We start from the raw sequence: 24,902 nt of genomic DNA, 5'->3' as shown, positions 1-24,902 counted from the left end.
AATGGGCCGTCCGTGACGAATCCGACAGCTCAGCCCGTCGGCGTGGCAGCGCCGGTCGGGGTCGGACTGTGCCCGCCGGGCACCTCCCGTGCGATGCACCACTGACCGTCGGCCCGGGCCACCGTAAAGAGGATCTTTATCGAGCTGGTCCGGTCGCCCACCTTCACCGTGACGGAGGTGCTGACCTCCTGGTCGGCGCCGACGGCCCGGACGTCGACGATCTCCGTCCCGGAGACGGTGAAGTGCGCGGCGAAGTCTCCGTTCGGGGTGGTCGCGGCCGCGTCGAAGGCGTCGTGCAGCGGGGCGCAGAGCTGCGCGCGCCCGGCGTCGACACTCTTCGCCTTCATCGCGTCGAGGTACGCCTGCACCCGCGCCCGGGCCCGTTCCGCCCCGTTCTCGACGGCCGGGGTTGTTGTCGTCACCGCCTTCTCCGGGGCCCGTCGGGGCGAGTCGACCAGGCCGCAGCCGGTCAGACCCAGTGGCACGACCGCCAGGACGGCGGCCAGGACGGCCACCCGCTGTCGCTCGACGCGCATCGCTCTCCCTCCCGGACAGGCTCCCCGGACCGGACAGGCTCCACAGACTAGTGAAACGGGGAGTCTGGCACATCGCCCCGGAGCGGGTCCGGCCGTCCCGGCAGGAGCCGGAGCCGGTGTCGCCGTCCCGGCAGGAGCCGGTGTCGCCGTCCCGGCAGGTCCGACGTGGGCGCCAGCGGGTCGGCCGGCCGCCGGGTCGACGTCACACGACCACCGGGTCGACCGGCCGGGCGGCGACCGACGGGCGGGGTCGGAGCTTCGGCCGGAGCAGCAGCGTGACCAGCAGGGACAACGCGGCCATCGTCACCATCGCGCCGGATGCCGACATCCACTGGGCGAGAGCGCCCGCCACCGTCGCCGCGACCGCCTGCATGGTCAACATGCCCGAGGAGTGCAGGCCGAGTACCTGCCCCCGGACGTCGACCGGGGTCAGATCGACCAGCCGCTGCTGGAGCAGCACCCCACCGCCGAAGCCGGCCGAGGCGGCGGCGACCGCGAGCGCCGCGACCGGCAGCGGAAGCGGCAGGGCGAACAGCAGGTACGGCACACCGAGCAGCAGTTGCAGCGGGGTGACCAGACGCGACCGCCAGTGCGGGGGCAGGAACCTGCCCCTCACGGTGTCGCCGGCCAGCATCCCGAGCGCCCCGGACATGAACAGCACCCCGGCGGTCCCGGGGGCGTACGGGATGAAGAGCGCCTCGCAGCCGACGACCAGCCCGTTCGGCAGCCACAGCGCGAGGTAGACGTACCGGCGGGCGGGCTCCGACCAGAGCGTGACGTTCACCCGCCAGGTCTGCCGGACCGACGGCCGACCGAGGGCGCGCGGCGCGCGGCGGGTGAGCCCGAACCGGGCGACGATCGCGGCGGTGAGATGCAGCGTGGCGCCGATCAGCAGCACCCGTCGAGGGCTGGCGACGGTCAGCAGCGCACCGCCCAGGGCGAAACCGCTGATCTGCATGGCACCGACGGACATGTTCAACACCGAGCGACCGAGCAGGTAGCCGCCCTCGGGCAGGATCTCGCCGAGCAGACCCCACCGGACACCGCCGCCCATCGAACTGACCAGTCCCATGAAGCCGATCACCACGAACATCCCCCAGATCGGCATCCCGGGTGTGGCCAGGACGAGGACGCTCGTCCCGAGGAGGAGCGCGATCGTGACCAGCGCGGCGCGCGGCGGCACCCGGTCGGCCGTCGACAGCAGGGTCGTGGCGCCGACGACCTGCGCGAACGAGGGTCCGAACAGGCTCAGCGCGGCCAGCAGCGGCGACCCTGTGCCGGCGTAGACCAGCGTGCCGAGGGCGAGCCCGTTGACGGTGCTCCCGGCGATCTGGGCGGACACCACCAGGAAGAGCGGCCGGAACTCCGGAACCTGGAACAGTTCACGATAGGTACGCATGCCGGCAGTGTCGGAGGACGATCTTCCGCGCCGGTAGGTTTTCGGCTGGACGTGAAAACGCGCGGGTCGACCGGGAGGCGGGCGTGGGGGTCTGGCGGATCGGCGCGGACGTACTGGCGAGAAGCAGTTTCGCCGTCTCACCACTGATCGAGACCGTCGCGGCGCTCAAGCAGCTCGGCGGGCATCCGACCCTGCCCGGCCAGCGGGCCTGGGTCACCGCCCAGCTGCCCGCCTACCGGGCCCGGCTGGCCGCCGACCCGTTCACCGCGGCGTTCGTCAAGGCGGCGTTTCCGCCACGGTGGCTGCCGGACTTCCTGAGCACGCCGCCGACCGACGTCGACGGCACGTTCCGGGGCGAACTCGAACGGGTCCGCGCCACGCCGCCGGAGGTCGCCCGGGCTGATCTGGCGACCGGGCTGCGCGGCGCGGCGCTGCCGCCCGAACTGTGCGGGCCGGACCTGTCGGACCGGGCCGCCGAACTGCTCGCCTGGGTGTGGACGCGGACCATCGAACCGGACTGGCCGCGCCGTCAACGGCTGTTCCAGGCCGACATCGTGTCGCGGACCCAGCGATTGAGCTCCGGCGGCTGGGCGGCCACCCTGGACGGGATGCGACCGGGGATGCGGTGGCTGGGCGGCGGGCAGCTTCAGATCAACACGTACGACCATCCGCCGCAGGACGTCAGCGGCGCGCCACTGTTCTTCATCCCCAGTACGTCACCCCGGGGCTGGGTCGGCTCCGACGCGCCCTTCCGGCACACGGTGGTGTACCCGTGCTCCGGCATCCTGGCCGAACCGGTCCGGCGTACCCCGCCCCGGGCCCTGACCCGGCTGCTCGGTCCGGTCCGGGCGGACATCCTCACCCGGTTGGAATCACCGCGGAGCCCCACCCAGCTCGTCGCGTTGACCGGGTACGGCCTGGGATCGGTGGGTGGTCACCTCAGGGTGCTGCTGGACGCCCGCCTCGTCCAGCGCAGACGGTCGGGCCGGTACGTCCTCTACTACCGCACCGAGGACGGTGACCGGCTGGTCGCGTTGCAGCGCCCCGGCCGGCACACCGGTCAGGAGGGGGCCCTTCCTGTACAAGAAACGATAGGAAGGGCCCCCTCCTTGCACCTCAGTCGAGGAGTTCGGTGACGGTGCCGGCCGCCACCGTACGGCCGCCCTCGCGGACCGCGAAGCCGAGCCCGACGTCCATCGCGATCGGCTTGCCGAGCTCGACGGTGAGCGTCACCGTGTCACCGGGGTTGACCTGCGGGAGGTCGCCGAGGTCGACGGTGCCGACCACGTCGGTGGTACGGAAGTAGAACTGCGGCCGGTAGTTGGCGTGGAACGGGGTGCGCCGGCCACCTTCGGCGGCGGTCAGCGCGTGGAGCTGGGCGGTGAACCGCCGGTGCGGCGTGACACTGCCCGGCGCGGCCACCACCTGACCCCGCTGCACCTGGTCACGCTTCACCCCACGGAGCAGTACGGCCGCGTTGTCGCCGGCCTGGGCGGTCTCCAACGAGCGGCCGAACGTCTCCAGCCCGATGGCGACGGTGCCCAGTGTCGGCGCCAGACCCACCACCTCGACCGGTTCTCCGGCCCGGAGGCAGCCCTGCTCGATCGCACCGGTCACCACGGTTCCCCGACCCGAGATGGTCAGCACGTTCTCGATCGGCATCAGGAACGGCCGGTCCAGGATCCGGGGCGGCACCGGGACGTACCGGTCGACGGCGTCGAGCAGGTCGGCGACGGACTGCACCCAGTGCGGGTCGCCCTCCAGGGCCCGCAGCGCGGAGACCCGCACCACCGGCACCTCGTCGCCGGGGAAGCCGTACTCGCTGACCAGCTCCCGTACCTCCAGTTCGACCAGGTCGAGCAGTTCGGGGTCGTCCACGGCGTCGGCCTTGTTCAGCGCCACCACCAGGTACGGCACCCCGACCCGCTGGGCGAGCAGCACGTGCTCCCGGGTCTGCGGCATCGCACCGTCGAGCGCCGAGACGACCAGGATCGCCCCGTCGACCTGCGCCGCGCCCGTGATCATGTTCTTCACGTAGTCGGCGTGTCCGGGCATGTCGACGTGCGCGTAGTGCCGGGTCGCGGTCTCGTACTCGACGTGCGCGATGGTGATGGTGATGCCCCGGGCGACCTCCTCCGGCGCCCGGTCGATGCCGTCGAAGGCGACGAACCGGTTGACCGACGGGTCCCGGTCGGCGAGCACCTTGGTGATCGCGGCGGTGAGGGTGGTCTTGCCGTGGTCGACGTGCCCCATCGTGCCGATGTTGAGATGCGGCTTGGTCCTGATGAACTGGCTCTTGGCCATGATCCGACTGTCCTTTGTGGATAGTGTGTCGGCGGACGACGAGCGCGGGCGGCTGCCACACCGCTGGGGAAGAGAAACCGCGCCAGAACCGCGCATCCGGTGCTGGAAGACGTACGAACGGGCGGCACCGGAATCCGGGCCACCCTCCTCCGTGGGTTCTGCTGGTGCGGGAGGAGGGTCAGCCTCGCGCGCCGGTATCCAGTCGTCCGGGCTGGATCAGCAGCGCAGCCAGACGTCCGGGCTGGATCAGCAGCGCGGCCAGGGAACCCGCCGCCAGGGACACGGCGGTGGGGCCCTGCAGGAGGAATCCTGCGGGCCGCGCGAACCCAACCGTGCCGTACATGGCGATCACGTTAGGCGAGAACGCCGATGAGCGACACCGATATTCCCCGTGCCCGGGTCGGCACGGCACCCCGGCACGGCTTGGACGGTGCCCGGGGCAACGCGGCTCCTTGGGTGCATCCAGCTACACCTCAGGGAGACGGGTACGCACCATCGATCCGCACCGGGGTCGTTCCATAACGTTCGATGCATGACCGATCAGCAGAAGAGATCCCGCATCCACCGCTGGCTCGGCGTGGTGGCCACGCTCGCCGTACTGGGCACCGTCGCGGTCGCGACCGGACCGGCGACGACGACGGCGCAGGCCGGTCCGGGCCGCGAGGACACCGCACCGCGACACCGGGACGCCGTACAGCGGAGCCTGGACGAGTTGGTCCGGGCCGACGACTTCCCGGCCGCCCTCGCCTCGGTACGGGAACGGGACGGACGGGTCCGCCACTACACGGCCGGCGTCGCCGACCTGCGGACCCGGGCGAAGGTGCCGACCGACGGGTACGTCCGGATCGGCAGCAACACCAAGACGTACCTGGCGGTCGTGGTGCTGCAACTCGTCGGCGAGGGGCGGATCGGGCTGGACGAGCCGGTCGAGACGTACCTGCCGGGACTGGTCCGGGGTGACGGCGTCGACGGTCGGCGGATCACCGTACGGCAGCTGTTGCAGCACACCAGCGGCCTGCCGAACTACACCGCTCTGCTGCCGGAGACGTACGAGCTGATCCGGCACCGCTACGTCCAGCCCCGGGAGCTGCTGGACATGGGGCTGTCCCAGCAGGCGACCGACGAGCCGGGCGGGACGTTCGCGTACAGCAACACCAACTACGTGGTCGCGGGCCTGCTGGTGGAGAGGGTCACCGGCCGTCCGGTACGGGAGGAGATCACCAACCGGATCATCACGCCGCTCGGGCTGCGGCACACCTACTTCCCGAACGTCGGCGACCAGGAGGTACGTCGACCGCATCCGAACGGCTACCACCGGGACCGCCCGGAGCAGCCGCTGACCGACGTGACCGTGATGGACCCGTCGATGGGCTGGGCCGCCGGGCAGGTGGTCGCCACCCCGAGTGACCTGAACCGGTTCTTCACCGCACTGCTCGGCGGCGAACTCCTCGGACCCGGACAGCTCCGGCAGATGCGCGACACCGTCGACGCCCCCGGCCCGCTGCCCGGCTCCCGGTACGGGCTCGGCCTGCAGAGCACCCCGATGAGCTGCGGCGGCCTCGCCTGGGGACACGGCGGCAACATCTTCGGGTACTCCACGGTCAACGCGGTGACCGACGACGGCCGGGCGGCCACCATCGCGGCCACCCGGCTGCCGACCGACCTGGCCGAGGTGGAACACCTGCTCGCCGCGCTCGACACCGCGCTCTGCGGCTGATTTCCGGAGCACCCGACCAGGGGCGACCCCGGCCGGCCCACCAGCGGCCGTCCGGGGTCGCCCCGTGGTCGGGACGGGGCGCCCGGGCGGGTGGGCCACAGACCACGGGCTGGGCGGGGACGGAAGACGGTCGGCCGGGTGTGCTCAGCCGAGGGTCAGCCGCAGCGAGGCGAGCCGCCAGGTGCCCGGGTCCGGCATCCGTTCCGGCGGCGCCGCGACACCGACGCCGGGGAACCGGCGCAGCAGCGCGGCGAGCGCCACCTCGACCTGCACCCGGGCCAGGGGCGCGCCGAGGCAGAAGTGCGGACCGTGGCCGTACCCGAGATGTCCGGGCGGGCCGGGTGGGCGGGTCAGGTCGAGCCGCTCCGGGTCGGTGAAGACCCGTGGATCCCGGTTCACCGCGACCAGCGCGGCGGTAACCGGCTCCCCCCTGCCGATCCGTACGCCCGCGACCTCGACGTCCTCGCTCGGGAAGCGGGGCACCGTGAGCAACTGCGGCCCGCACCAGCGGGTCAGTTCCTCCACCGCCCCGGGCATCAGGTCGGGGTCGGCCCGCAGCACGGCGAGCTGGTCGGGGTGCCGCAGCAGGGTCTCCACCGCGTTGGCGAGCAGGTTGGTCGGGGTCTGCCCGGCGAGCACCAGGTGCCAGACCAGGGTGACCAGTTCGGTTTCGGTGAGCCGGTCGCCGTCCTCGGCCCGGATCTGGATGAGCCGGGAGACCAGGTCCTCGTCGGGTACGAGGGTCCGGCTCGCCACGGTCGCCCGGGCGCCGTCGATGATGCCCGGGATCGCCTCGGCGAACCGCTCCCCGTGGCCGGCCGTGACGGCGGCCCCGTACTCCCGCCAGCGGGCCCGGTCGGACTCCGGTACGCCGACCAGTTCGCAGATCACGTCCATCGGCAGCGGCCCGGCGAAGTGCCGCAGCAGGTCGACCGCGCCGTCCTCGGCGTACGCGGCCAACTCGTCGAGGAGTCTGTCGACGATCCGTTCGATCCGGGGCCGGAACTCGGCGGCGCGGCGTGCGCTGAACGCGGGTGACACCAGTCGACGCAACCGGACGTGCTCCGGTCCGTCCATCTCCCCCATGGTCCGCAGGTACGGCTGGCAGTGTTCCGGCACCTCGGGCCGCAGGTAGCTGTGGGCGGCGAGGGCGAAGCGCGGGTCGGTGAGCATGACCCGGGCGTCGGCGTACCTGGTCAGGGCCAGTAGTGCCCCGAATCCGGGGGTGACCAGCCGGGCCACCGGTGCCGTCTCCCGGATCCGCCCGTACGCGCCGAACGGGTCGCGCAGCACCTCCGGGTCGGCGAGGTCGAGTTCGGGTACCGCGTGTGGTCCGGGGCTGACGTCGGTCATGGACTCCTCATTTCAGATGCCACGATCAGATGGTCCTATCATCTGAGTGCCGAAGGTATCTTGTGCAGGCGACACCGGGCAACCGGCCGACGGGCGACACCACCCGGCGGGGCGATCGCGGACAGTCGACGTCACCGGTGCGAGGAGGAACGATGGCTCGGCTCACCCGCGCGGAGACGCAGGAACGCAACCGGGCCCGGGTGCTGGCCGCCGCCCGGGAGGAGTTCACCGAACGGGGTTTCCGGGAGGCCCGCATCGACGACATCGCCGAACGGGCCGAACTGACCCGGGGCGCCGTCTACTCCAACTTCCCCGGCAAACGGGCCCTCTACTTCGCGGTGCTCGCCGAGGACGCCGAACGCGTCGTACCGCCGTCGGCCCCGACGCCCGGCAGCACCCCACGGGAGGCGCTGGAGGCGTTCGCCCGGGCCTGGGTCGCCCGGCTCCCCCTCGCCACCGAGGAACCGCGCAGCGCCGCCCGACTCGGCCGGGACCTGGTGCCGGAGATCCTCGCCGACGAGCGGGTCCGCCAGCCGTTCGCACAGCTGGTGAAGCTGAACGCGGTGCTGCTCGGGCTCGCCCTGGAACAGCTGCCCGACCCGCGACAGCGCGACACGCCGACCGCAGGCGGCGATCGTCGCCGGGTCCGGGTCGCCGAGACCGCACTGACCACCCTGTACGGCGCGAGCCAGCTGGCCGCCGCCGCGCCCGGCTTCGTCGAGCCGTTCACCGTCACCGCCGCCTGCGCCCAGCTCGCCGACCTCGATCTCGATGACCGGTGGGAGCCGGTACACCTGCCGTACGTCACGCCGGCACGGCCGGTCGACGAGCCCTGGTCCCCACCGGCGGCGGTCGACACGGTCCGGGGCACCCCGGCCCGGCTCGACGGCGACGGTGTGCTGGCGATCCTGGGGCTGCACCGCGTCGCGGCCGTCGAGGAGGCGGTCCGGGCCGCACCGCCCGACGACGACGTCACCGTCGTCCTGGTCACCCAGGCCCCGGCCGAGCTGACCCCACTGGCCCGGCTGACCGTCGCCGAACTCCGCGACTGCCTGCGCCAGGCCTTCCCCACCGCGGCGTGGCCACGGTTGCAGGTCGTCCAGGATCCCACCGGCGCCGTGGCGGCGGCTGCCGGCGTACCCGTGGTCAGCGACGCCACCGAATCCGCCCTCCGGATCCGGGCGGGTCGGATCGTCGCCCGGGCCGAGGGCTACGGCGCCTGCCACGCCGCCGCCTCCGCCGAGCCGCCCGGCCCCGCCGACGGACCGGCATCCGACACCGCCCATGGACGGCGGAGACCATGACGCCCACGTACCCCGGAGACTCCAGATGATCATCCCGGCCCGTTTCAACGGCCCACCGGACTCGGGCAACGGCGGCTACTCCGCCGGCCTCTTCGCCGGCCCGGCCGGCGACACACACCGCGAGGTCACCCTGCGGCGGCCACCCCCGCTGGACACTGCGCTGTCGCTGCTCGACGGGCAGGTCCGGGGGCCGGACGGCGCCGTCGTGGCCGAGGTCGGCCCGGCCGACGAGATCACCACCCTGGTCCCGCCGACCGGGTACGCCGAAGCCGTCGAGGCCGCCGCCCGCTATCCCGGCTTCACCGACCACCCCTTTCCCACCTGCTACGTCTGCGGCCCGGAACGCGCCGACGGGCTGCGGATCTTTCCCGGTCGGTTGGCGGACGGCAGCACCGCCGCGCCCTGGACCGTGCCGGACGACGTCTCGGCCGCGACCGTCTGGGCCGCGCTGGACTGCCCGGGCGGTTGGGCGATCATCGAGGCAGGCCGGCCGTACGTGCTGGGACGGATCGCCGTACAGCTGGATCTGGTGCCGGCCGCCGGTGAACGGTGCGTGGTACGCGGTGCCCTGGCCGCCGCCCAGGGCCGCAAGGCGCTCGTGCACAGCACGTTGTACGGCCCGGACGGCACCGCGCTGGCCCGGGCGCGGGCCACCTGGATCGCTGTCGCCGGCTGACGGGTGTGACACGAGCGGGTCGCCCGACCGCCCCGACGACCGTCGGCGGGCCGGCCGACGGTCGGAAACAGAATCCGGCTCGGAAAGGGCTCTTTGCGGGACGGGGCTAGTCTGACGCCATGTTGCAGGCCCGCAAACCCAGCATCTGGCGAAACCGGTACGAGGTCAGCGCCGACGGCGTGGCGGTCGCGACCTGGGAGCCGAGCATGTGGCGCAGCGGCGGGAACTTCACCCTCGGCGGGGAGAGCTACCAGGTGCGCAGCAACACCTGGGGCAGCCGCTACACCCTGCTGGACGCGAACGACACGACCGTGGCGACCGCCGACCGGGTGGGCCGCAAGCAGTGGACGGTCGAGGCGGACGGCCGGACGTACCACTTCCGGCGCACCTCGTTCTGGGGCAACGAGCAGGAGTTGCAGGCCGACGGCCAGCGGGTCGGGTCGGTGAAGCGGAGCAACTCCTGGCGCGGGGACGTCACCGCCGATCTGCCGGGTCTGCCGCTGCCGGTGCAGCTCTTCGTCCTCGGCGTGGTGATCACCATGTGGGACTCGACGGCCGCCGCCACCACCACCACGGCGGTCAGCTGACCCCCGGGCACCCCATGACCCGGCGTGTCGGGCGTACGACGCCGGGGATGCCGGCCCCGGCGCGACAGCCGGCCGGACCGGTCAGGAATCAAGAAGCGCCGACCCCCGGATCGCGTCTAGCGTGACCGGCGTGGCCGGGTCCCAGGGGCGGCACGGGGCGCAGCGGCGTGTATACCTTGGTTCCTGCCCGGAACGTGGCGACGGCGGCCATCGGCCCGGACGGACGTCGCACCATTCCGGGCCGGGCCGCCGATCAGGTGGACGGCGGACCGTTGCCGCGACCGCACCACCACCGAAGAACCGAACATGTTGCTCGAAGCTGGCCAGATCGAGCCAGGTGACGCCGGCAGGGACCGGACGGCGTTCCCGCGTAACAGATGGAGACACGATGAGCACGTCCACGAGGACGGACCCGCAGTCGCCCGCGCTGCACGTTGCCGACAACCACGATCTGATCCGCGTGCAGGGCGCGCGTGAGAACAACCTCAAGGACGTCAGCGTCGAGATCCCGAAGCGCCGGTTGACGGTGTTCACCGGCGTCTCCGGCTCGGGCAAGAGTTCACTGGTGTTCGGCACGATCGCCGCCGAGTCGCAGCGGATGATCAACGAGACGTACAGCGCCTTCCTGCAGGGTTTCATGCCGACGCTGGCGCGGCCCGAGGTGGACGTACTCGAGGGGCTGACCACCGCGATCATCGTCGACCAGGAGCGGATGGGCGCCAACGTCCGCTCCACCGTCGGCACCGTGACCGACACCAACGCGATGCTGCGCATCCTCTTCAGCCGGCTCGGTCAGCCGCACATCGGCTCGGCCCAGGCGTTTTCCTTCAACGTCGCCTCGATCAGTGGCGCGGGTGCGGTCACCATGGAGCGCTCCGGGCAGACCGTGAAGGAGCGTCGCAGCTTCAGCATCACCGGCGGCATGTGTCCGCGCTGTGAGGGCCTCGGCTCGGTGACCGACTTCGACCTGTCCGCGCTCTACGACGACAGCAAGTCGCTCAACGAGGGTGCGATCACCATCCCCGGCTACAGCGTCGACGGCTGGTACGGCCGCATCTTCAGCGGCTGCGGCTTCTTCGACCCGGACAAGCCGATCCGCAGGTTCACGAAGAAGGAACTCAACGACCTGCTCCACAAGGAGCCAACCAAGATCAAGGTTGACGGCATCAACCTGACGTACGAGGGTCTGATCCCGAAGATCCAGAAGTCGTTCCTGTCCAAGGACGTCGACGCGATGCAGCCGCATATCCGGGCGTTCGTGGAGCGGGCGGTCACGTTCACCACCTGCCCCGAGTGCGACGGCAGCCGGCTCAGCGAGGCCGCCCGGTCCTCGAAGATCAAGGGCATCAACATCGCCGACGCCTGCGCGATGCAGATCAGCGACCTGGCGGACTGGGTGCGCGGCCTCGACGAGCCGTCGGTGGCACCGCTGCTCACCGCGCTGCAGCGGACCCTCGACTCGTTCGTGGAGATCGGGCTCGGCTACCTCTCGCTCGAGCGGCCATCGGGCACGCTGTCGGGTGGCGAGGCGCAGCGCACCAAGCTGATTCGGCACCTCGGCTCCTCGCTCACCGACGTCACCTACGTCTTCGACGAGCCCACCATCGGTCTGCACCCCCACGACATCCAGCGGATGAACGACCTGCTGCTGCGGCTGCGGGACAAGGGCAACACGGTGCTCGTGGTCGAGCACAAGCCGGAGGCGATCGCGATCGCCGACCACGTCGTCGACCTCGGCCCCGGTGCCGGCGTCGCGGGCGGCGAGGTCGTTTTCGAGGGCAGCGTCGAGGGGCTGCGGGCCAGCGGCACCCTCACCGGGCGTCATCTCGACGACCGGGCCGTCCTCAAGGAGAGCGTCCGGAAGCCGACCGGCCAACTGCCGATCCGTGGTGCGACAGCGCACAACCTGCGGAATGTCGACGTCGACATTCCGCTGGGGGTGCTTGTGGTGGTGACCGGGGTGGCGGGCTCGGGCAAGAGTTCACTGATCCACGGCTCGGTCTCGACCCGGGACGGGGTGGTGGCGATCGACCAGGGCGCGATCCGTGGCTCGCGGCGGAGCAACCCGGCGACGTACACCGGGTTGCTCGACCCGATCCGCAAGGCGTTCGCGAAGGCCAACGGCGTGAAGCCGGCGTTGTTCAGCGCCAACTCCGAGGGCGCCTGCCCCACCTGCAACGGTGCCGGCGTCATCTACCTTGACCTGGCGATGATGGCCGGCGTCGCCACCACCTGCGAGGAGTGCGAGGGCAAGCGGTTCCAGGCGTCGGTGCTGGAGTACCACCTCGGCGGCCGTGACATCAGCGAGGTGCTCGGGATGTCGGTGACCGAGGCCAAGGAGTTCTTCGGTGCCGGCGAGGCGCGTACGCCGGCCGCGCACGCCATCCTCGACCGGCTCGCCGACGTCGGGCTCGGCTACCTCAGCCTCGGCCAGCCGCTCACCACCCTCTCCGGCGGCGAGCGGCAGCGGCTCAAACTGGCCACCCGGATGGCCGAGAAGGGCGGCGTCTACGTCCTCGACGAGCCGACCACCGGCCTGCACCTCGCCGACGTCGAGCAACTGCTCGGCCTGCTCGACCGACTCGTCGACTCCGGCAAGTCGGTCATCGTCATCGAGCACCACCAGGCGGTCATGGCACACGCCGACTGGATCATCGACCTCGGCCCCGGCGCCGGCCACGACGGCGGCCGCATCGTCTTCGAGGGCACCCCCGCCGACCTTGTCGCCGCCCGCTCGACCCTCACCGGCGAGCACCTCGCGGACTACGTCGGCAGCTGACCGGACGCCGTGGGGCGGAGCCGCCCCGAGTTTGACTTGCCTAGCGGGAAAGTGAAGTGTTAACTTTCCTGCTAGGCAAGTCAAACCTACGGAGGATCCAGATGACCCAGATCGAAGACGCCCAGGCCAGCCTCGCGGAGATCGCCAAACGTCGTAACCAGGTCATCGACGGCGCGTCCCGGGGCCGGCACCGGGGCTGGGACGCCACCGGCATGGCCGCGATGCTCGCCGGCTTCGCGGCGATGGACCTGCCCGCCTCGCCGGCACTGCGGATGACCCTGTTCGGCGTGGCCATGGTGGGCGCGCTGACCTGCTTCACCCGCGCCGGCCAGCGCAGCCGGGCGACCCTGCACCGGTCCCAGCTGACCGGCCGGTTCTGGGCGGTCATCGGCAGCCTCGCGGCGATCACCGGCGGCCTCGCCTACGGCGGCATGTGGCTGTTCGATCAGATCGACCTGCCACTGGGTAACACCCTGATCGGCGCGCTGCTCGTCGCCTACATGGCGGCCGTCGAGCCGCTGTACCGGGCACTGCTGCGCCGGAAGACGGCATGAGCACACCCGCCGGCTTCGACGAACTGATCCACCCGCCGACCCGGCTGGGCCTGATGGCCCTCCTGGCGGCGACCGACTGGGCCGAGTTCAGTTTCCTCAAGGAGAGCCTCGACCTCTCCGACTCCGCACTCTCCAAACAGGTCTCGACCCTCACCGAGGCCGGATACGCCAAGATCCGCAAGGAAGGCGCCGGGCGCCGACGTCGAACCCTGGTCACCCTGACCCCGCACGGCCGTACCGCCTTCGACGGCCACGTCGAGGCACTGCGTCAACTGGTCAGCGGCGTGCCGTCGGCCCCCACCGCCGAGGTCGACCGGCAGAAACGACCCTAGGCCGATGGTCGTGCCCGGTCACCGAACGGCGGCCGGCCTGACGACGCGGCGAGCCCGTGCAGCAGAGCCAGATCCGCCCGGTCGACGTCGCGCGGCTCGTAGCCGCTGTGGAAACGCAACTGCTGGGCGACGGAGAGGCAGTTCACCTGCCGGCCGGCGACAACTCCGGTGACAAGGCAGTCCCTCGGGTAGTCGAAGTAGCCGCCGTCAAGGCCGGCCTGCCGACCGTCACCCGACTCGTCGAAGACCACCGGATGCAGGTCCACCCAGCCCCGGCCGGGCGCGACGACCTCGACCCGGACCGGACGCCAGTCGGTCTCGAGGAGGTAGCCGAGTTGGCCGAGCGCGTCCAGCGCGGCGGCCTCCCGGTCGGCGGAGATCGCCAGGTCCAGGTCACGGTGCGGCCGGGTCTGTTCGCCGACCAGGGCGTCGACGCCCCAGCCACCGGCGATCCAGGCCGGGCAACCAGCCTCGTCAAGGGCGTCCAGCACCCGGTGCACCTCCACGGCATGCATGCCGGGGCCGCCACTCACTCCGTCCGGTCCCGTCGTGCCGGGCCGATGAGACCGAGATGGGTGTGCGGGAAACCCTCGGTCGTCTTGAGGCCGTAGCCGAGAGCCCGGTCCACGGCGATGTGGAACGCCCATGCGGTGGCGAGCACCCCGAGCCAGTCGACCGGATCGCCGAGCACGGCCGCCAGCACCGCCACCGCGCCGAGCAGCGCCGGCAGCAGATAGGAGTGCCCGAGGTTGTAGCAGAGGGCGCCGAGGCGGGGGCCCCGCAGGTAGCCGAGCATGGAGAGATCGAAGAGCAGGAACAGGGCGAGCAGCCACCACCACGCGTACCCGACGGCGACGGTCACCACGACAACCAGCGCCGCCACCGCGGCTGACTCGACCCGTTGCACCCGGACGGGATCCATCGCCGGCCCCTCCCCACGTCTGCGGACGTGCCCGGTACGAGGATCAGAGTTTATCCGCTGGTCATCCTCGACGGTCGCCCGAGCCCGGCGTCGACGTCACGTCGGGCACCCGGGTACGTCCCGCCCGTGGTGCCCTGCCCCCGGCGACCGTGGTGCCCGTACCGGACCCGGTGACTGGACCGGTCGTGGGCCGGCGGGTCGGATCCGGAGCGGAGCGGACCGGCTGGGTCCGGAGCGGGGCGGAGCGGGCGCGCGGCGAGAACATCGACCGGCCCCGGACGGCACCCGGATGCGGCTGGCTCAACCGGTAGGCCGGGTTCGGGATGGAACCGTGGTGACGGCGTACCCGCCGACCGGCGCGGCCGGAGGATCCGGCGGTCGCGGTGTTGTCGTACCCGGGCCGGGTGGACCGGCGACGCAGGACGAGCCAGACCGCGAGCCCGCCCACGGCGGCGCCCATCAGCACCGCCATCACCAGCCGCGTCGTGCCGGTGAAGACCACCTGGCCGAGCGCGGTGCCGAACACCCAGCGGGTGGCCCACCCGGTGGGCCCGGAACGTCCCCAGAATCCGCCGTTCGCCTCCATCGGCATCGTCCCTCCACCCGTCGTCGCGGCCCCGGCCGGAGCTCCCTCCTTCCCCCACCGGGGATTCATGGAACCGGATTTCCCGATGCTCCGGGTGGGCCGCGAAAACTCACATCCCGTCGAATCGGGTCGAGCGGCGGCTGAGGTGCCGGTCAGCCGAGCAGCTCGTCGAGGTCGGCCAGGATCTCCAGGGTCTCCTCGTCGTCGGCGGCGAGAAGGGCGGCCGAGACCGCCGCACGCAGTTCGGAGCCGGCCAGCCAGGTGACCACCTGGTCGGGCGACCGTAGGTCGGGCGCCGAGGGTACCGCGAGTGGATTCAGGTGCCCGTGCGGTCAGTGGCACCGATCCAACGCCGCCGGTACGACGAGGTCAGCGGAGGCCCTCCTCCTGGAACTCGGTCTCCAGCGAGGGCCCGGCCTGGTCCTGGGGCGTGATGATGATCCGGGCGCTCTTGATCCTGTCCTTGTGCCTGGCGTAGCAGACCTGGCCGAGCCGCTCGCCCGCCGGTACGAGCGCGACCTCGGGGAACTCCTCGCACCGCAGGTTTTCCCAGGTGCCGTCGTTGCCGCCGAACCGGCTGTACAGCAGCGCGTGCAGCCCTTCCCGGGTCACGAGCGTCTGGTCGGCCTTTGCGTCCCACTCGAAGGTGCTGCCGCCGGAGGGGCGGGCGGTGATGGTGTAGACGACGTCCTGCCCGTCGTACCGGACGGTGCAGGTGAAGGTCGTCGCCTGCTCGCCGGTGAAGTCACGGCGCTCGCAGCTGCTCCGCATCGGTCGTGCCACGCCCGCCGAGGTGAGCACCCAGGACTCCAACTGGTGCCGGATCTGCAACACCGGCTGCGGGTCCACCAACTCGTTCGGCGGCTGCCAGGTCGGCTTCGGGGAGGCGGGCACAGTGGACGGAGCGACCGGCTGTCCCAGACCCTCCCACTCGTCGGCGTTCAGGAAGTTGGTGACGAGCTGTCCGATGCCGCAGAGACCGGCGCAGGCCAGCACGACGACCAGGGCGACGACAAGCACGCCACGCAGCCCTCGCTTCCGTGGGGCGGCACCGGGGGCGTCGCCACCCGGACCAGCACCCGGGCCGGCGGCCGTCGGCGGAGCCGCGTCCGGAGCCACGCCGCCCGCTGGACCAGCATCCGGAGCGGCCGGCTCGTCGCCGGACCCGGCCGGCCCCGTCGGCTGACCTGGCACTGGGCCGGCTGAATGTTGATCGGACACGATCCCTCCCCCGTCGCATGATCCAGCGGCTGAGGATAGGAGATGACCTCGCCGCCTTCCAACCGGGTCGTGGCACGACGGGCCAACCGGGGACACGGCACGACAGGTCGACCGCGCCAACCGTCCCGTGTGGATGGCGGCGTCCCGCGCGTCGGGTCAGACGTCGGGCAGGTCGGCCAGCGCGGCCCGCGCCTCCGCCAGCACCGCGGCCGAGGTCGTGGTGGTCAGCACGTGCCGTAGCGCGCGACCGTAGGCGACCTGGTACGCCTGCTCGGCCGGCACCGCCACGTCCGGCTCGACGCCGGTCCCCTCCCAGTTGGTGCCGGTCACCGGATTGATCGACCGGGCGTCCGGCACGGTGATCTCCAACGTCGGGCTGAGCGGAACGATCCTGGTCGGGTGTGCTCCGCCCCGGGTGGTCTCGCCGATCAGGGTCGCCCGGCCGCGTGTCCTGAGGTTGTAGCAGAACTCCTCGCCAGCGGAGAACGTGACGCCGCTGGTCAGCACGAAGACCGGTCGGTCGAGGTAACGCTCGCCGGGCAGGTAGGCGAGGCTCCAGTACTGCCGGGTCTGGCCACTCTCCCCGTCCTGGATGCTGTTCAGGTGGGTCTGGTCGTCGGGGAAGAGGTAACTGGTCCAGAAGATGACGCCGTTCGGCGAACCACCCCGGTTCCGGCGCAGGTCGACGATGAGCGCGTGGGTCCGCGCGACGAGTTCCATCGCCGCCGCGATGGCCCGGCCTCCGGCAGCGGCGTCGGCGATCATCCGGAGGTCGAGATAGCCGACGTTGCCGTCGAGTCGCTCGACCCGGCTGATGCCGTAGTTGGCCAGCCTCGCCTGTTCACGCCAGGCGGCCGCCAACTCCGCCTCGGTGGAGACGGTCGCCAGTTGGTCGTCCCGGATCCGGACCCGCAGATGCCGGTCCGCGCAGGTCTCGAACAGGTCGGCGGTCAGCCGTGCGGCCAACGCCTCCTCGGTGAGGTTCCGGTATTCACCGGCGTCGCGCCGGGCCCGGATCGTCTCGGCGGCCGTCGCCGCCTTCTCCGGGAAGATGTATCGGGCGCAGAGTACGGCGAGCGCGTCCTCGATCACGTCGGTCGGCACGGCCGGCAGCCTACCCAGGTCGGCCGAACGACCGGTCAGACGGTCGTGGAGAGCTCGTTGTAGTCGTCGGCCCGTTCCTGGCCGGAGAGTTCCTGGATCGCCGCCATGATCTCGTCGGTGGCGGCCCGCCGCAGTTGGCCGCTGCGGGCGCCGGGCGACGGGGTGAAGTGCAGCGGCGCCCCGAACCGTACGGTGATCCGGCCGATCCGGGGCAGCCGGGTGCCGACGGGCTGGATCCGGTCGGTGCCGAGGACGGCGACCGGGACCACCGGGGCACCGGAGGCGAGCGCCAACCAGGCCACGCCGGTACGACCACGGTAGATCCGCCCGTCCCGGGACCGGCTGCCCTCGGGGTGGATGCCGAAGGCTTTGCCGTCGGCGAGGACACCCCGCGCCACCTCCAGCGCGTCCTGGGCGGCCCGGTGACCGCCGCGCGGCACCGGTATGGCGTCGATGGCGGTCAGGCAGGTTCGGACCAGCCACCCCTTGAGCCCGGGCTGCCGGAAGTACTCCGCCTTGGCCAGGAAGGCGACCGGTCGGGGGGCCACCAGTGGAATCACCACGCTGTCGAAGGCGGACAGGTGGTTGACGGCCAGGATCACCGGGCCGCGTCGGGGCACGTTCTCCCGTCCCTCGATCACCGGCCGGAAGACCAGCCGGGACAGTGGGACCAGCAGCAGCCGGGTGGCGCCCTGGAGCAGCACGTTTCTCCTCCGGAGGATTCAGTGGGTCGCGGCGGGGGTGGGAGCCGGGCCGACGTGCGCGGCCAGCGCGGCCCGCAGCAGCGGCTCGACGTCGTCGATCCGGACGGTGGTCTGCAGGCTCCCCCACTGCCAGAGTTGGGCGATGCCGTGCCAGTTGGCCCAGAGCGCGCCGGCGACGACCGCGGGCGCGGCGACGTCGGCGGCCGGCGGGCGGGCCCGGGCGACCAGGTCGACGAGTACGCCGAAGAGCGGCTGACTCGCCTCGCGCAGCCCGATCCCGTTGCCCCGCAGCAGGTCGTGCCGGAACATCAGGGCGAACATTCCGGTGTTGGTCCGGGCGAAGTCCAGGTAGAGCCGACCGAGGGCGACCAGTTGGGCGTACGGTTCGGCGGACCCGTCACCGGTGACCCGCTCGGTGATCCGCCGGCCGAGTTCGCGGTAGCCCTCCATCGCGATCGCGGCCAACAACGCCTGGTGGGTCGGGAAGTGCCGCCGTGGGGCGCCGTGTGAGACGCCGGCCCGACGGGCGATCTCGCGCAGTGACAGGGCTTCGGTGCCGGACCGGGCGACCAGGTCGACGCCGACCTGAACGAGCCGGTCCCGCAGGCTTCGGTCCAGGTCGGGAGGCATGGACAGTGTCTACCAGAAGCCGTAGACAGTGTCTACCGCCGTCCCGTCAGGGCAACGGCCGGACGATGTCCCGGGCGTGGTCGACGACGGCGGCACCGACCACGGTCGCGTCGATCGGCAGCACCTCCAGACAACGGCGGACCGACGCCGCCATCAGCACGTTCGGCACCCGCATCGACAGCGTGCAGTGCGGCACCCAGCGGCCGGGCCGGTAGTGCTTGCTGACCGCGACCCCGGCACCGGTCAGGCGGTCGTACACCGACGCCTGGTGGGCCAGCAGTTCGGCGGTGGGCGCCGGCCCGAGCCAGAGCACCCGACCGACGAACTGTCCGGCGCACTGGAAGTCGAGTCGCAGCGGCGCGGCCACGACCAGTCCGGTCAACGCGCCGGCCACCTGCTCCGGGTCGAGTCGCGGAGCGACCGCCAGCGACATGTGCGGCCGGTGTCGCTGGCCGAGCAGCGAGCGCAGACTCTGCACCCCCTCGGACTCCAGCGCGTCCCAGAGCACCCGGATCCGCCGGGTGGCGTCGGTATCGAGGTACAACTCCAGCGCCGCGACCACTTGATCACCTTACGCACCGGCGGCCCGGCCGTCGGCCCGACCCGGGCGGCCGGGAGCAGCTCAGCACCGTTGTCCGGTCCTGCCGGATACCACCCGGTAGCTGGTGGCGTCGCCGTCCGGGGTTCACCCGGGGTTCACGTCCCCTGCCCACCGCAGGATTAGCGTCGGCCCGCCTAGGACGTGATCGAACTCCTGGTCGCCGGGCCGTGTGGGGTCCCTGAGCGGCCACAACGTGGGTTCTGTGGAAATGGGGACTGGATGGAATTGGACCGCAGGCAGTTCATCGCGGTCGGTGGGGCCGTGGTCGCCGCCGGTGGGCTCGGGCCCGCCACCGCCGCTCAGGCGGACCCCGGCGACCACGACGAGGCCGGGAAGCACGGCGCCGGACCCGAGGGGATGTGGCTGCCGGGCGACACGCACGTCCACGACGACCACTCGTCGGACGGCAGCGCGCCACGGCAGCTCTCGGACCAGCGCGACCCCGGCAACCTGCCGGTCGGCGACCAGATCGGGTACGCCGAGGGGGTCGGGCTGGCCTTCCTGCCGTTGACCGACCACCGCACGTACGACCAGCACTGGGATCCGCAGTGGACCTCGTCGAAACTGCTGCTGCTCACCGGTGAGGAGGTCAACGGTTCACCGCACGCGGTGGTGCTCGGCGCCGTGGACACCGTGGTCGACGGCGCCAACCCGCCCGGCTCGGCGGCGTTCCGGCACATCCAACAGTCGATCTGGGACGCGCACGCCCAGCACGCGGTCTGGTCGGTCGCGCACCCCGACGACGGCGAGTACACCCCGGCGACAGGTCCGAACGACAACGCCAGCGCCCAGGGTGTCGACGTGGTCGAGCTCTGGAACGTCAGCAACAACCCCGACGCCGAGATCGAGTACGCCGAGAACCGGTGGAACCACGGGTTCCGGTTCGGCGGCGTCGCGGCGAGCGACAGCCACTTCAAGGAGCTGCGCCCGGTGAGCGCGCCGGGCCGGCCGACCACCTGGGTCTTCGCCGCCGAACGCTCGACCCGGGCAATCCTCGACGCGCTCAAGGCGGGGCGTACCACGCTGTCGATGGGGCCGGACGGACCGTTCGTGACGATCGAGGCCGATGTGGACGGCGACGGCCGGTTCGAGGCGATCGGCGGCGACGAGGTCGTGGTCCGCACCGACCGGCTGTCGAAGCGGGCGAAGCTGCGGATCCGGGCCCGCGCGGCCGTCGGGACAAAGGTCCTGGTGTACGGCTCGCCGGGCCGTTCCGCCGGCCCGCTGGCCACCTTCGTTCCCGACCGGGACGAGCAGACCTGGTTGCTTCCGCTCACCCTGCGCGGTGCGCAGAGCTGGTACCGGGTGGAGGTGCGGGCTCCGGGCGAACTCTCCGGACGCGAGGCCGACCCGAACCTGCCCGACCAGCTCCGTGCCGCCACCTCGCCGATCTTCGTCTCGGTCCGGCAGCCGGCGGTACCGGCTCCGGAACTCAACCTGCCGGCCCCGCTCGGCGGCGACGACCGGGCGAGCCTGGTCCTCGGCGAGTCCGGTGACTTCGCCGGCTTCGCCGACCTGGCGGTCGAGGGCCGGGTGACCCACGTGGTCGCCGAGCTGCACCGGGACCACCGGAGTGCGGTGGTGTACCGCCGGCTGGACGGGGAGCACGACGGACACGGCGAGCCGATCGTCCTCTCCGACAGCTCGGGGACGGCGTCGTCGCCCCGGGTGGTCGCCGCCGGTGACGACGTCTGGGTGGTGTGGCAGGACGCCCGGGGCCACGAGCGGCCGCACCGGCCCGCGATCCACCTGCGGCACAGCCGCGACGGGGGGCGGAGCTTCGGTTCCGCCGTCCGGCTCAGCGACGGTCGGGGCCGGGCCCTGCACCCGGCGATCGCGCTGGTGGACCGCACGCACCCGGTCGTCGCCTGGACCGACAACGGCGGCGGCGCGTTCGACGTACGCGTCCAGGTCGTCGGCGTCGATCCGGCTCCGGTCAACGTCTCGGCCGCCGGCAAGGTGATCGACCCTGGTACGCCGACGGACGCCCGCTCGCCCCGGCACCCCGCCTCGCTGTTCCCCTCGGTCGCGGTCACCCCGGATCGGCGGATCGTCGTCACCTGGCAGGACAACCGGTTCGACCCCGACCCGGGCTGGACCGGGCACACCCCGCCGCCCGGCGAGGAGGCCAGCGGTGGCACCAACCCGGACAACTGGGAGATCGTCGCGGCGGTCCGGGCCGGTACCCGGTCAGCCTGGAGTGGCCTGGTCCGGGTCAGCAACAACGACGACGCGGCCGACCGGCACCCGAGTCTCGCGGTGGACCGGGACGGATCCCTCGTCGTCGCCTGGGAGACCAAGGTGCTCTCCCCCGCCGGGGTGAACCTGTCCCTGCGGGCGAGCCGGTCGACGGACGGCAGGACCTGGTCCCCGGCGGAGCCGGTGGCGGTCGACCCGAACGCGATGAGTCAGCGACCCCGGCTGGGCAACGACGCCGACGGCGCGGTCCGGGCCGTCTGGTACGACTCGCGCTCCACCGACTGGCGCTGGAAGGTCTTCACCTCCCGCCGCGACAGCCGGACGGGCTGGACGCCGGCCGTGCGGTTGACCACCCGGGGCAACGGCACCTGGCCGGCGGTCGACCGTGGCACGGTGGTCTTCACCGGCGACCGCGCCGCGACCCGGACCCAGCGGGACGCGACCCAGCAGGTCTTCCTGATCCGCGGCTGACCGGCTGACCGGCGCTCGGGCCGGTACGGCGTGCCACACAACGGGCGGAGCCCTGGTCACCCGAGGGTGACCAGGGCCCGCCTCCGACAGCCGGGGTGCCGTCCGGCTACCGCAGACCGTTGGAGATGGCGCTGATCAGTTCACCGTTGGTGGTGTCGCCGGAGAGCTCCCAGAAGAAGGAGCCGCCCAGGCCCTGACCCTTCGCGTACGACATCTTGCCGCCGATGGTCGCCGGGGTGTCGTAGCTCCACCAGTTGCTGCCGCACTTGGCGTACGCCGTGCCGGCGATGGTGCCGGTGGCCGGGCAGGTGTTCTTCAGGACCTTGTAGTCCTCGATGCCGGCCTCGTAGGTGCCCGGGGCCGCGCCGGTCGCCGTACCGCCCGGGGTGGCCTGGGTGACGCCGGTCCAACCGCGACCGTAGAAACCGATGCCGAGCAGCAGCTTGCTGGCCGGGATGCCCTTGCTCTTCAGCTTCTGGATCGCCGCGTCGGACCAGAAGCCCTGCTGCGGAATCCCGGAGTACGACGTCAGCGGCGAGTGCGGGGCCGTCGGGCCCTGCGCGGCGAAGGCGCCGAAGTAGTCGTACGTCATCGGCATCAGCCAGTTGAGGTTGTTGATCGCACCGGCGTAGTCGGCGGCGTCGATCTTGCCACCGTTGCTGCCGTCAGCGGTGATCGCGGCGGTGACCAGCGCGGACGAACCGAACCGGCTGCGCAGCGCGGAAACCACGTTCTTGAACGCGTTCGGGCCGCTGCTGTCACAGGTGAGGCCGCAGGCGTTCGGGTACTCCCAGTCGATGTCGATGCCGTCGAAGACGTCCGCCCAGCGCGGGTCCTCGACGAGGTTGTGGCAGGACTCGGCGAACGCGGCCGGGTTCTGCGCGGCCTGGGTGAAGCCGCCCGACCAGGTCCAACCGCCGAACGACCAGATCACCTTGATGTGCGGGTACATCTGCTTGAGCTTGCGCAGCTGGTTGAAGCTGCCCCGCAGCGGCTGGTCCCAGGTGTCGGCGACGCCGTCGACGCTCTCCGCCGCCGTGTACGCCTTCTCGTAGTCGGCGTAGCTGTCCCCGATGGTGCACCGGCCGCCGGTGGTGTTGCCGAAGGCGTACATGATGTGGGTCAGCTTGCTGGCCGAGCCGCTGGTGTGGATGTTCCGCACGTGGTAGTTGCGGGCGTAGACACCCCACTGGGCGAAGTAGCCGACCACCTTCTGGTCGCCGGGCGGCGGCGGGTTGGTCGTCGGCGGGGTGGTGGGCGGGTTGGTCGTCGGCGTGGTGGTCGGTGGCGTGGTGGTCGGATTCGGCGTACCACCGCCGCCGCAGGCGGCACCGTTGACGGTGCAGTTGGACGGTGCCCGGTAGCCGCCGGTGCCGACGTAGCCCCAGCTGAACGACGCCCCGGGGGCGATCGCACCGGCCCAGCTCTTCTTCACCGCCGTGTAGCGGTTGCCGCTGCGGGTGACGTCCGCGTCCCAGAAGCTGCTGACCGTCGTTCCGGACGGTAGGTCGAACTCCACCCGCCAGGTGGACACCGGAGCGTCGGTGCCGTTGGTGACGGTGACCCTGACCTCGTGGCCGGAACCCCAGTCGGAGGTGGAGGTGAAGCTGGTGGTGAGGTTGCCGGCGCCGAAGGCGGCGGTGACCGGGACCGCCGCGACGGCCAGTGCCGCCACGACGCCGGCCCACATCGCCCGACGGAAGGATCTTCCCATGGCGTCTCCCTTTATTTTTAGGAAACTTTCCATTTAACGTGAGGCGACGCTACTCACCGGTTCACCGGTTCGTCAAGATGTCCATGTTTCGATTCCCCGCTGGCTGGTCACCCGCAGCCCGCCCACCCGCGGCCCGGTCACCCATGGCCCGGGCAGGCCGGGCCCGATCAGCGCGGGACGGTCCCGGGGGCCCAGGGCCGGGGTCAGGGTTGCCGGATCGCCTCGCCGGCGATCTCGATCAGCACGGTCTTCCCCACCAGCACCCCGCCGCTCTCCAGGGCGACGTTCCAGAGCAGGCCGTAGTCCTCGCGCTCGATCTCCGCCGTCGCGCTGAACCCGAAGATGTCCTGTCCGTAGGGATCCCGGCGGGCACCGCCGAACTCCACCCGCAGATCGACCGCCCGGGTGATCCCCTTCACCGTCAGTTCGCCGGCGAGCAGGAACCGTCCCGACGTACGACTCGGCTGCTCCGGAACGTTGGGTGCCTCGGCCCGGCGGCCCAGGCGGTTGCCGCGCAGCCGGGCCCAGAAGAAGATCTCGTCGTTCCGGTCCTGTTCCCACTTGATCCCGGTGCTGCGGTACTCGAGCGTCGGATACCGCTCCACGTCGAGGAAGTCGGCACTGCGCAGATGGGTGTCCCGGTCGGCGTGGCCGGTGGTGAGGCTCGCCGACCACATGCTCGCGGTCACCCAGGAATCCACCGGGTCGTCCGCCACGACAATGCTCGCGGTCGCCTCGCCGAACTCGCCCCGTACCGGACTGACCATCATGTGCCGGGCCAGGAAACCGATCCGTTTGTGTGCGGGATCAAGCTTGTAGGTACCGGCGGCCGGGATGGTCATGCCATTCCAGGAACGCGTGGCGGTGCCGCTCATCGTTGTGCCTTTCCCCCGAATGGGTTCTGCGCGTCACCGGGCCCGACTGACCGGTGCAGGCCGCCCGAGCAGTGGTCGAACGTTCGGGACCGGCACAGCATAAAGAGGTCGCGGCGCCGCCCCGAATCCCGTTGCCGCACTTATCCCGGTCCCGGGCCCGAGCGTGACGATTCTCACCACAATGGAAAGCCGCCGCACTCCATAGCCATATTCGCATTGCTTCACGAATTCCGGTCCGGCCGCCCCGAGAATCGAATTACGTGGGCCGCTGTGAGATCAGCGCCGGGCACACTGGCACCGGCACGACCCGGCCGTCGGCTCGTAACAATCGGAT

24 protein-coding genes are annotated in these 24,902 nt (G+C 71.7%); 9 read left to right on the top strand and 15 right to left on the bottom strand.

All coding sequences use genetic code 11. From position 1 onward, the window contains the following. Positions 1–29 precede the first annotated feature (29 nt). Positions 30–536, bottom strand: a complete 507-nt coding sequence (locus tag V1633_RS19060; protein ID WP_331215702.1) for a hypothetical protein — start codon at positions 534–536, stop codon at positions 30–32. A 202-nt stretch (positions 537–738) separates the two neighbouring features. Beyond that, positions 739–1,935, bottom strand: coding sequence for an MFS transporter (locus tag V1633_RS19055; protein ID WP_331215701.1), 1,197 nt, complete (start codon positions 1,933–1,935; stop codon positions 739–741). An 83-nt stretch (positions 1,936–2,018) separates the two neighbouring features. Between V1633_RS19055 and V1633_RS19050 the strand changes: the two genes are divergently transcribed. Then, the gene (locus V1633_RS19050; RefSeq protein ID WP_331215700.1) at positions 2,019–3,071 is read left to right on the top strand and encodes an ArsR/SmtB family transcription factor; all 1,053 of its coding nucleotides are present in this window, start codon (positions 2,019–2,021) and stop codon (positions 3,069–3,071) included. Here V1633_RS19050 and tuf read toward each other — a convergent pair. After that, the gene (tuf, locus tag V1633_RS19045) at positions 3,052–4,239 is read right to left on the bottom strand and encodes an elongation factor Tu (protein WP_331215699.1); all 1,188 of its coding nucleotides are present in this window, start codon (positions 4,237–4,239) and stop codon (positions 3,052–3,054) included. The two genes, V1633_RS19050 and tuf, sit on opposite strands and share 20 nt — an antisense overlap. Positions 4,240–4,417: 178 nt before the next feature. Next, positions 4,418–4,582 (bottom strand): hypothetical protein, encoded by a 165-nt coding sequence (locus V1633_RS19040; RefSeq protein ID WP_331215698.1) that lies wholly within the window; start codon positions 4,580–4,582, stop codon positions 4,418–4,420. A 189-nt stretch (positions 4,583–4,771) separates the two neighbouring features. On the opposite strand from V1633_RS19040, the gene V1633_RS19035 reads away from it, so the two are divergent. Next, the gene (locus tag V1633_RS19035) at positions 4,772–5,956 is read left to right on the top strand and encodes a serine hydrolase domain-containing protein (RefSeq protein WP_331215697.1); all 1,185 of its coding nucleotides are present in this window, start codon (positions 4,772–4,774) and stop codon (positions 5,954–5,956) included. 144 nt (positions 5,957–6,100) lie between these two features. Here V1633_RS19035 and V1633_RS19030 read toward each other — a convergent pair whose 3' ends face one another. Beyond that, positions 6,101–7,309, bottom strand: coding sequence for a cytochrome P450 family protein (locus tag V1633_RS19030; protein WP_331215696.1), 1,209 nt, complete (start codon positions 7,307–7,309; stop codon positions 6,101–6,103). 152 nt (positions 7,310–7,461) lie between these two features. On the opposite strand from V1633_RS19030, the gene V1633_RS19025 reads away from it, so the two are divergent. The 6 genes from V1633_RS19025 to V1633_RS19000 all read left to right on the top strand — a co-directional run bounded on the left by V1633_RS19025 (position 7,462) and on the right by V1633_RS19000 (position 13,541). After that, positions 7,462–8,613: a TetR/AcrR family transcriptional regulator gene (locus tag V1633_RS19025; protein WP_331215695.1), complete on the top strand. Its 1,152-nt coding sequence runs from the start codon at positions 7,462–7,464 to the stop codon at positions 8,611–8,613. 25 nt (positions 8,614–8,638) lie between these two features. Beyond that, entirely contained in the window at positions 8,639–9,289 is a 651-nt protein-coding gene (locus tag V1633_RS19020; RefSeq protein WP_331215694.1) for a hypothetical protein, read from the top strand. A 119-nt stretch (positions 9,290–9,408) separates the two neighbouring features. After that, entirely contained in the window at positions 9,409–9,876 is a 468-nt protein-coding gene (locus V1633_RS19015; protein WP_331215693.1) for a hypothetical protein, read from the top strand. 388 nt (positions 9,877–10,264) lie between these two features. Next, positions 10,265–12,655, top strand: a complete 2,391-nt coding sequence (locus tag V1633_RS19010) for an excinuclease ABC subunit UvrA (protein ID WP_331215692.1) — start codon at positions 10,265–10,267, stop codon at positions 12,653–12,655. A 101-nt stretch (positions 12,656–12,756) separates the two neighbouring features. After that, positions 12,757–13,209, top strand: coding sequence for a hypothetical protein (locus V1633_RS19005; protein WP_331215691.1), 453 nt, complete (start codon positions 12,757–12,759; stop codon positions 13,207–13,209). Further along, positions 13,206–13,541 carry a winged helix-turn-helix domain-containing protein gene (locus tag V1633_RS19000; RefSeq protein WP_331215690.1) on the top strand — a complete coding sequence of 112 codons (336 nt, stop codon included), beginning with the start codon at positions 13,206–13,208 and terminating at the stop codon, positions 13,539–13,541. The genes V1633_RS19005 and V1633_RS19000 overlap by 4 nt, the downstream gene beginning before the upstream one ends. Here V1633_RS19000 and V1633_RS18995 read toward each other — a convergent pair. The 8 genes from V1633_RS18995 to V1633_RS18960 form a co-directional block, all read right to left on the bottom strand. After that, complete coding sequence (locus tag V1633_RS18995; protein ID WP_331215689.1) at positions 13,538–14,056, bottom strand: nucleotidyltransferase domain-containing protein; 519 nt, start codon at positions 14,054–14,056, stop codon at positions 13,538–13,540. The two genes, V1633_RS19000 and V1633_RS18995, sit on opposite strands and share 4 nt — an antisense overlap. Before the next feature lie 14 nt (positions 14,057–14,070). Next, positions 14,071–14,463: a DUF4260 family protein gene (locus tag V1633_RS18990; RefSeq protein ID WP_331215688.1), complete on the bottom strand. Its 393-nt coding sequence runs from the start codon at positions 14,461–14,463 to the stop codon at positions 14,071–14,073. Positions 14,464–14,524: 61 nt separating this feature from the next. Beyond that, entirely contained in the window at positions 14,525–15,055 is a 531-nt protein-coding gene (locus V1633_RS18985) for a hypothetical protein (protein WP_331215687.1), read from the bottom strand. A gap of 363 nt (positions 15,056–15,418) precedes the next feature. Beyond that, positions 15,419–16,069, bottom strand: a complete 651-nt coding sequence (locus V1633_RS18980; protein WP_331215686.1) for a hypothetical protein — start codon at positions 16,067–16,069, stop codon at positions 15,419–15,421. 357 nt (positions 16,070–16,426) lie between these two features. Beyond that, the gene (locus V1633_RS18975) at positions 16,427–17,374 is read right to left on the bottom strand and encodes a S41 family peptidase (protein WP_331215685.1); all 948 of its coding nucleotides are present in this window, start codon (positions 17,372–17,374) and stop codon (positions 16,427–16,429) included. Positions 17,375–17,409: 35 nt separating this feature from the next. Beyond that, positions 17,410–18,078 carry a lysophospholipid acyltransferase family protein gene (locus V1633_RS18970; RefSeq protein WP_331215684.1) on the bottom strand — a complete coding sequence of 223 codons (669 nt, stop codon included), beginning with the start codon at positions 18,076–18,078 and terminating at the stop codon, positions 17,410–17,412. Between the two features lie 18 nt (positions 18,079–18,096). Beyond that, entirely contained in the window at positions 18,097–18,708 is a 612-nt protein-coding gene (locus tag V1633_RS18965) for a TetR/AcrR family transcriptional regulator (protein WP_331215683.1), read from the bottom strand. 46 nt (positions 18,709–18,754) lie between these two features. Beyond that, positions 18,755–19,270 (bottom strand): 2'-5' RNA ligase family protein, encoded by a 516-nt coding sequence (locus tag V1633_RS18960; RefSeq protein ID WP_331215682.1) that lies wholly within the window; start codon positions 19,268–19,270, stop codon positions 18,755–18,757. 258 nt (positions 19,271–19,528) lie between these two features. Between V1633_RS18960 and V1633_RS18955 the strand changes: the two genes are divergently transcribed. Beyond that, the gene (locus V1633_RS18955; RefSeq protein ID WP_331215681.1) at positions 19,529–21,979 is read left to right on the top strand and encodes a CehA/McbA family metallohydrolase; all 2,451 of its coding nucleotides are present in this window, start codon (positions 19,529–19,531) and stop codon (positions 21,977–21,979) included. Between the two features lie 106 nt (positions 21,980–22,085). Here V1633_RS18955 and V1633_RS18950 read toward each other — a convergent pair whose 3' ends face one another. Beyond that, on the bottom strand, positions 22,086–23,693 hold the full coding sequence (locus V1633_RS18950; RefSeq protein ID WP_331215680.1) for a glycosyl hydrolase family 18 protein: 1,608 nt from the start codon (positions 23,691–23,693) through the stop codon (positions 22,086–22,088). A 203-nt stretch (positions 23,694–23,896) separates the two neighbouring features. Then, positions 23,897–24,568: a YceI family protein gene (locus V1633_RS18945; protein WP_331215679.1), complete on the bottom strand. Its 672-nt coding sequence runs from the start codon at positions 24,566–24,568 to the stop codon at positions 23,897–23,899. Positions 24,569–24,902 lie beyond the last annotated feature (334 nt).

It is taken from the genome of Plantactinospora sonchi, assembly GCF_036422035.1.
Taxonomy (GTDB): Bacteria; Actinomycetota; Actinomycetes; order Mycobacteriales; family Micromonosporaceae; genus Plantactinospora; species Plantactinospora sonchi.
The sequence above is the reverse complement of the archived record's forward strand: the minus strand, read 5'-3'. Positions and strand labels throughout refer to the sequence as shown.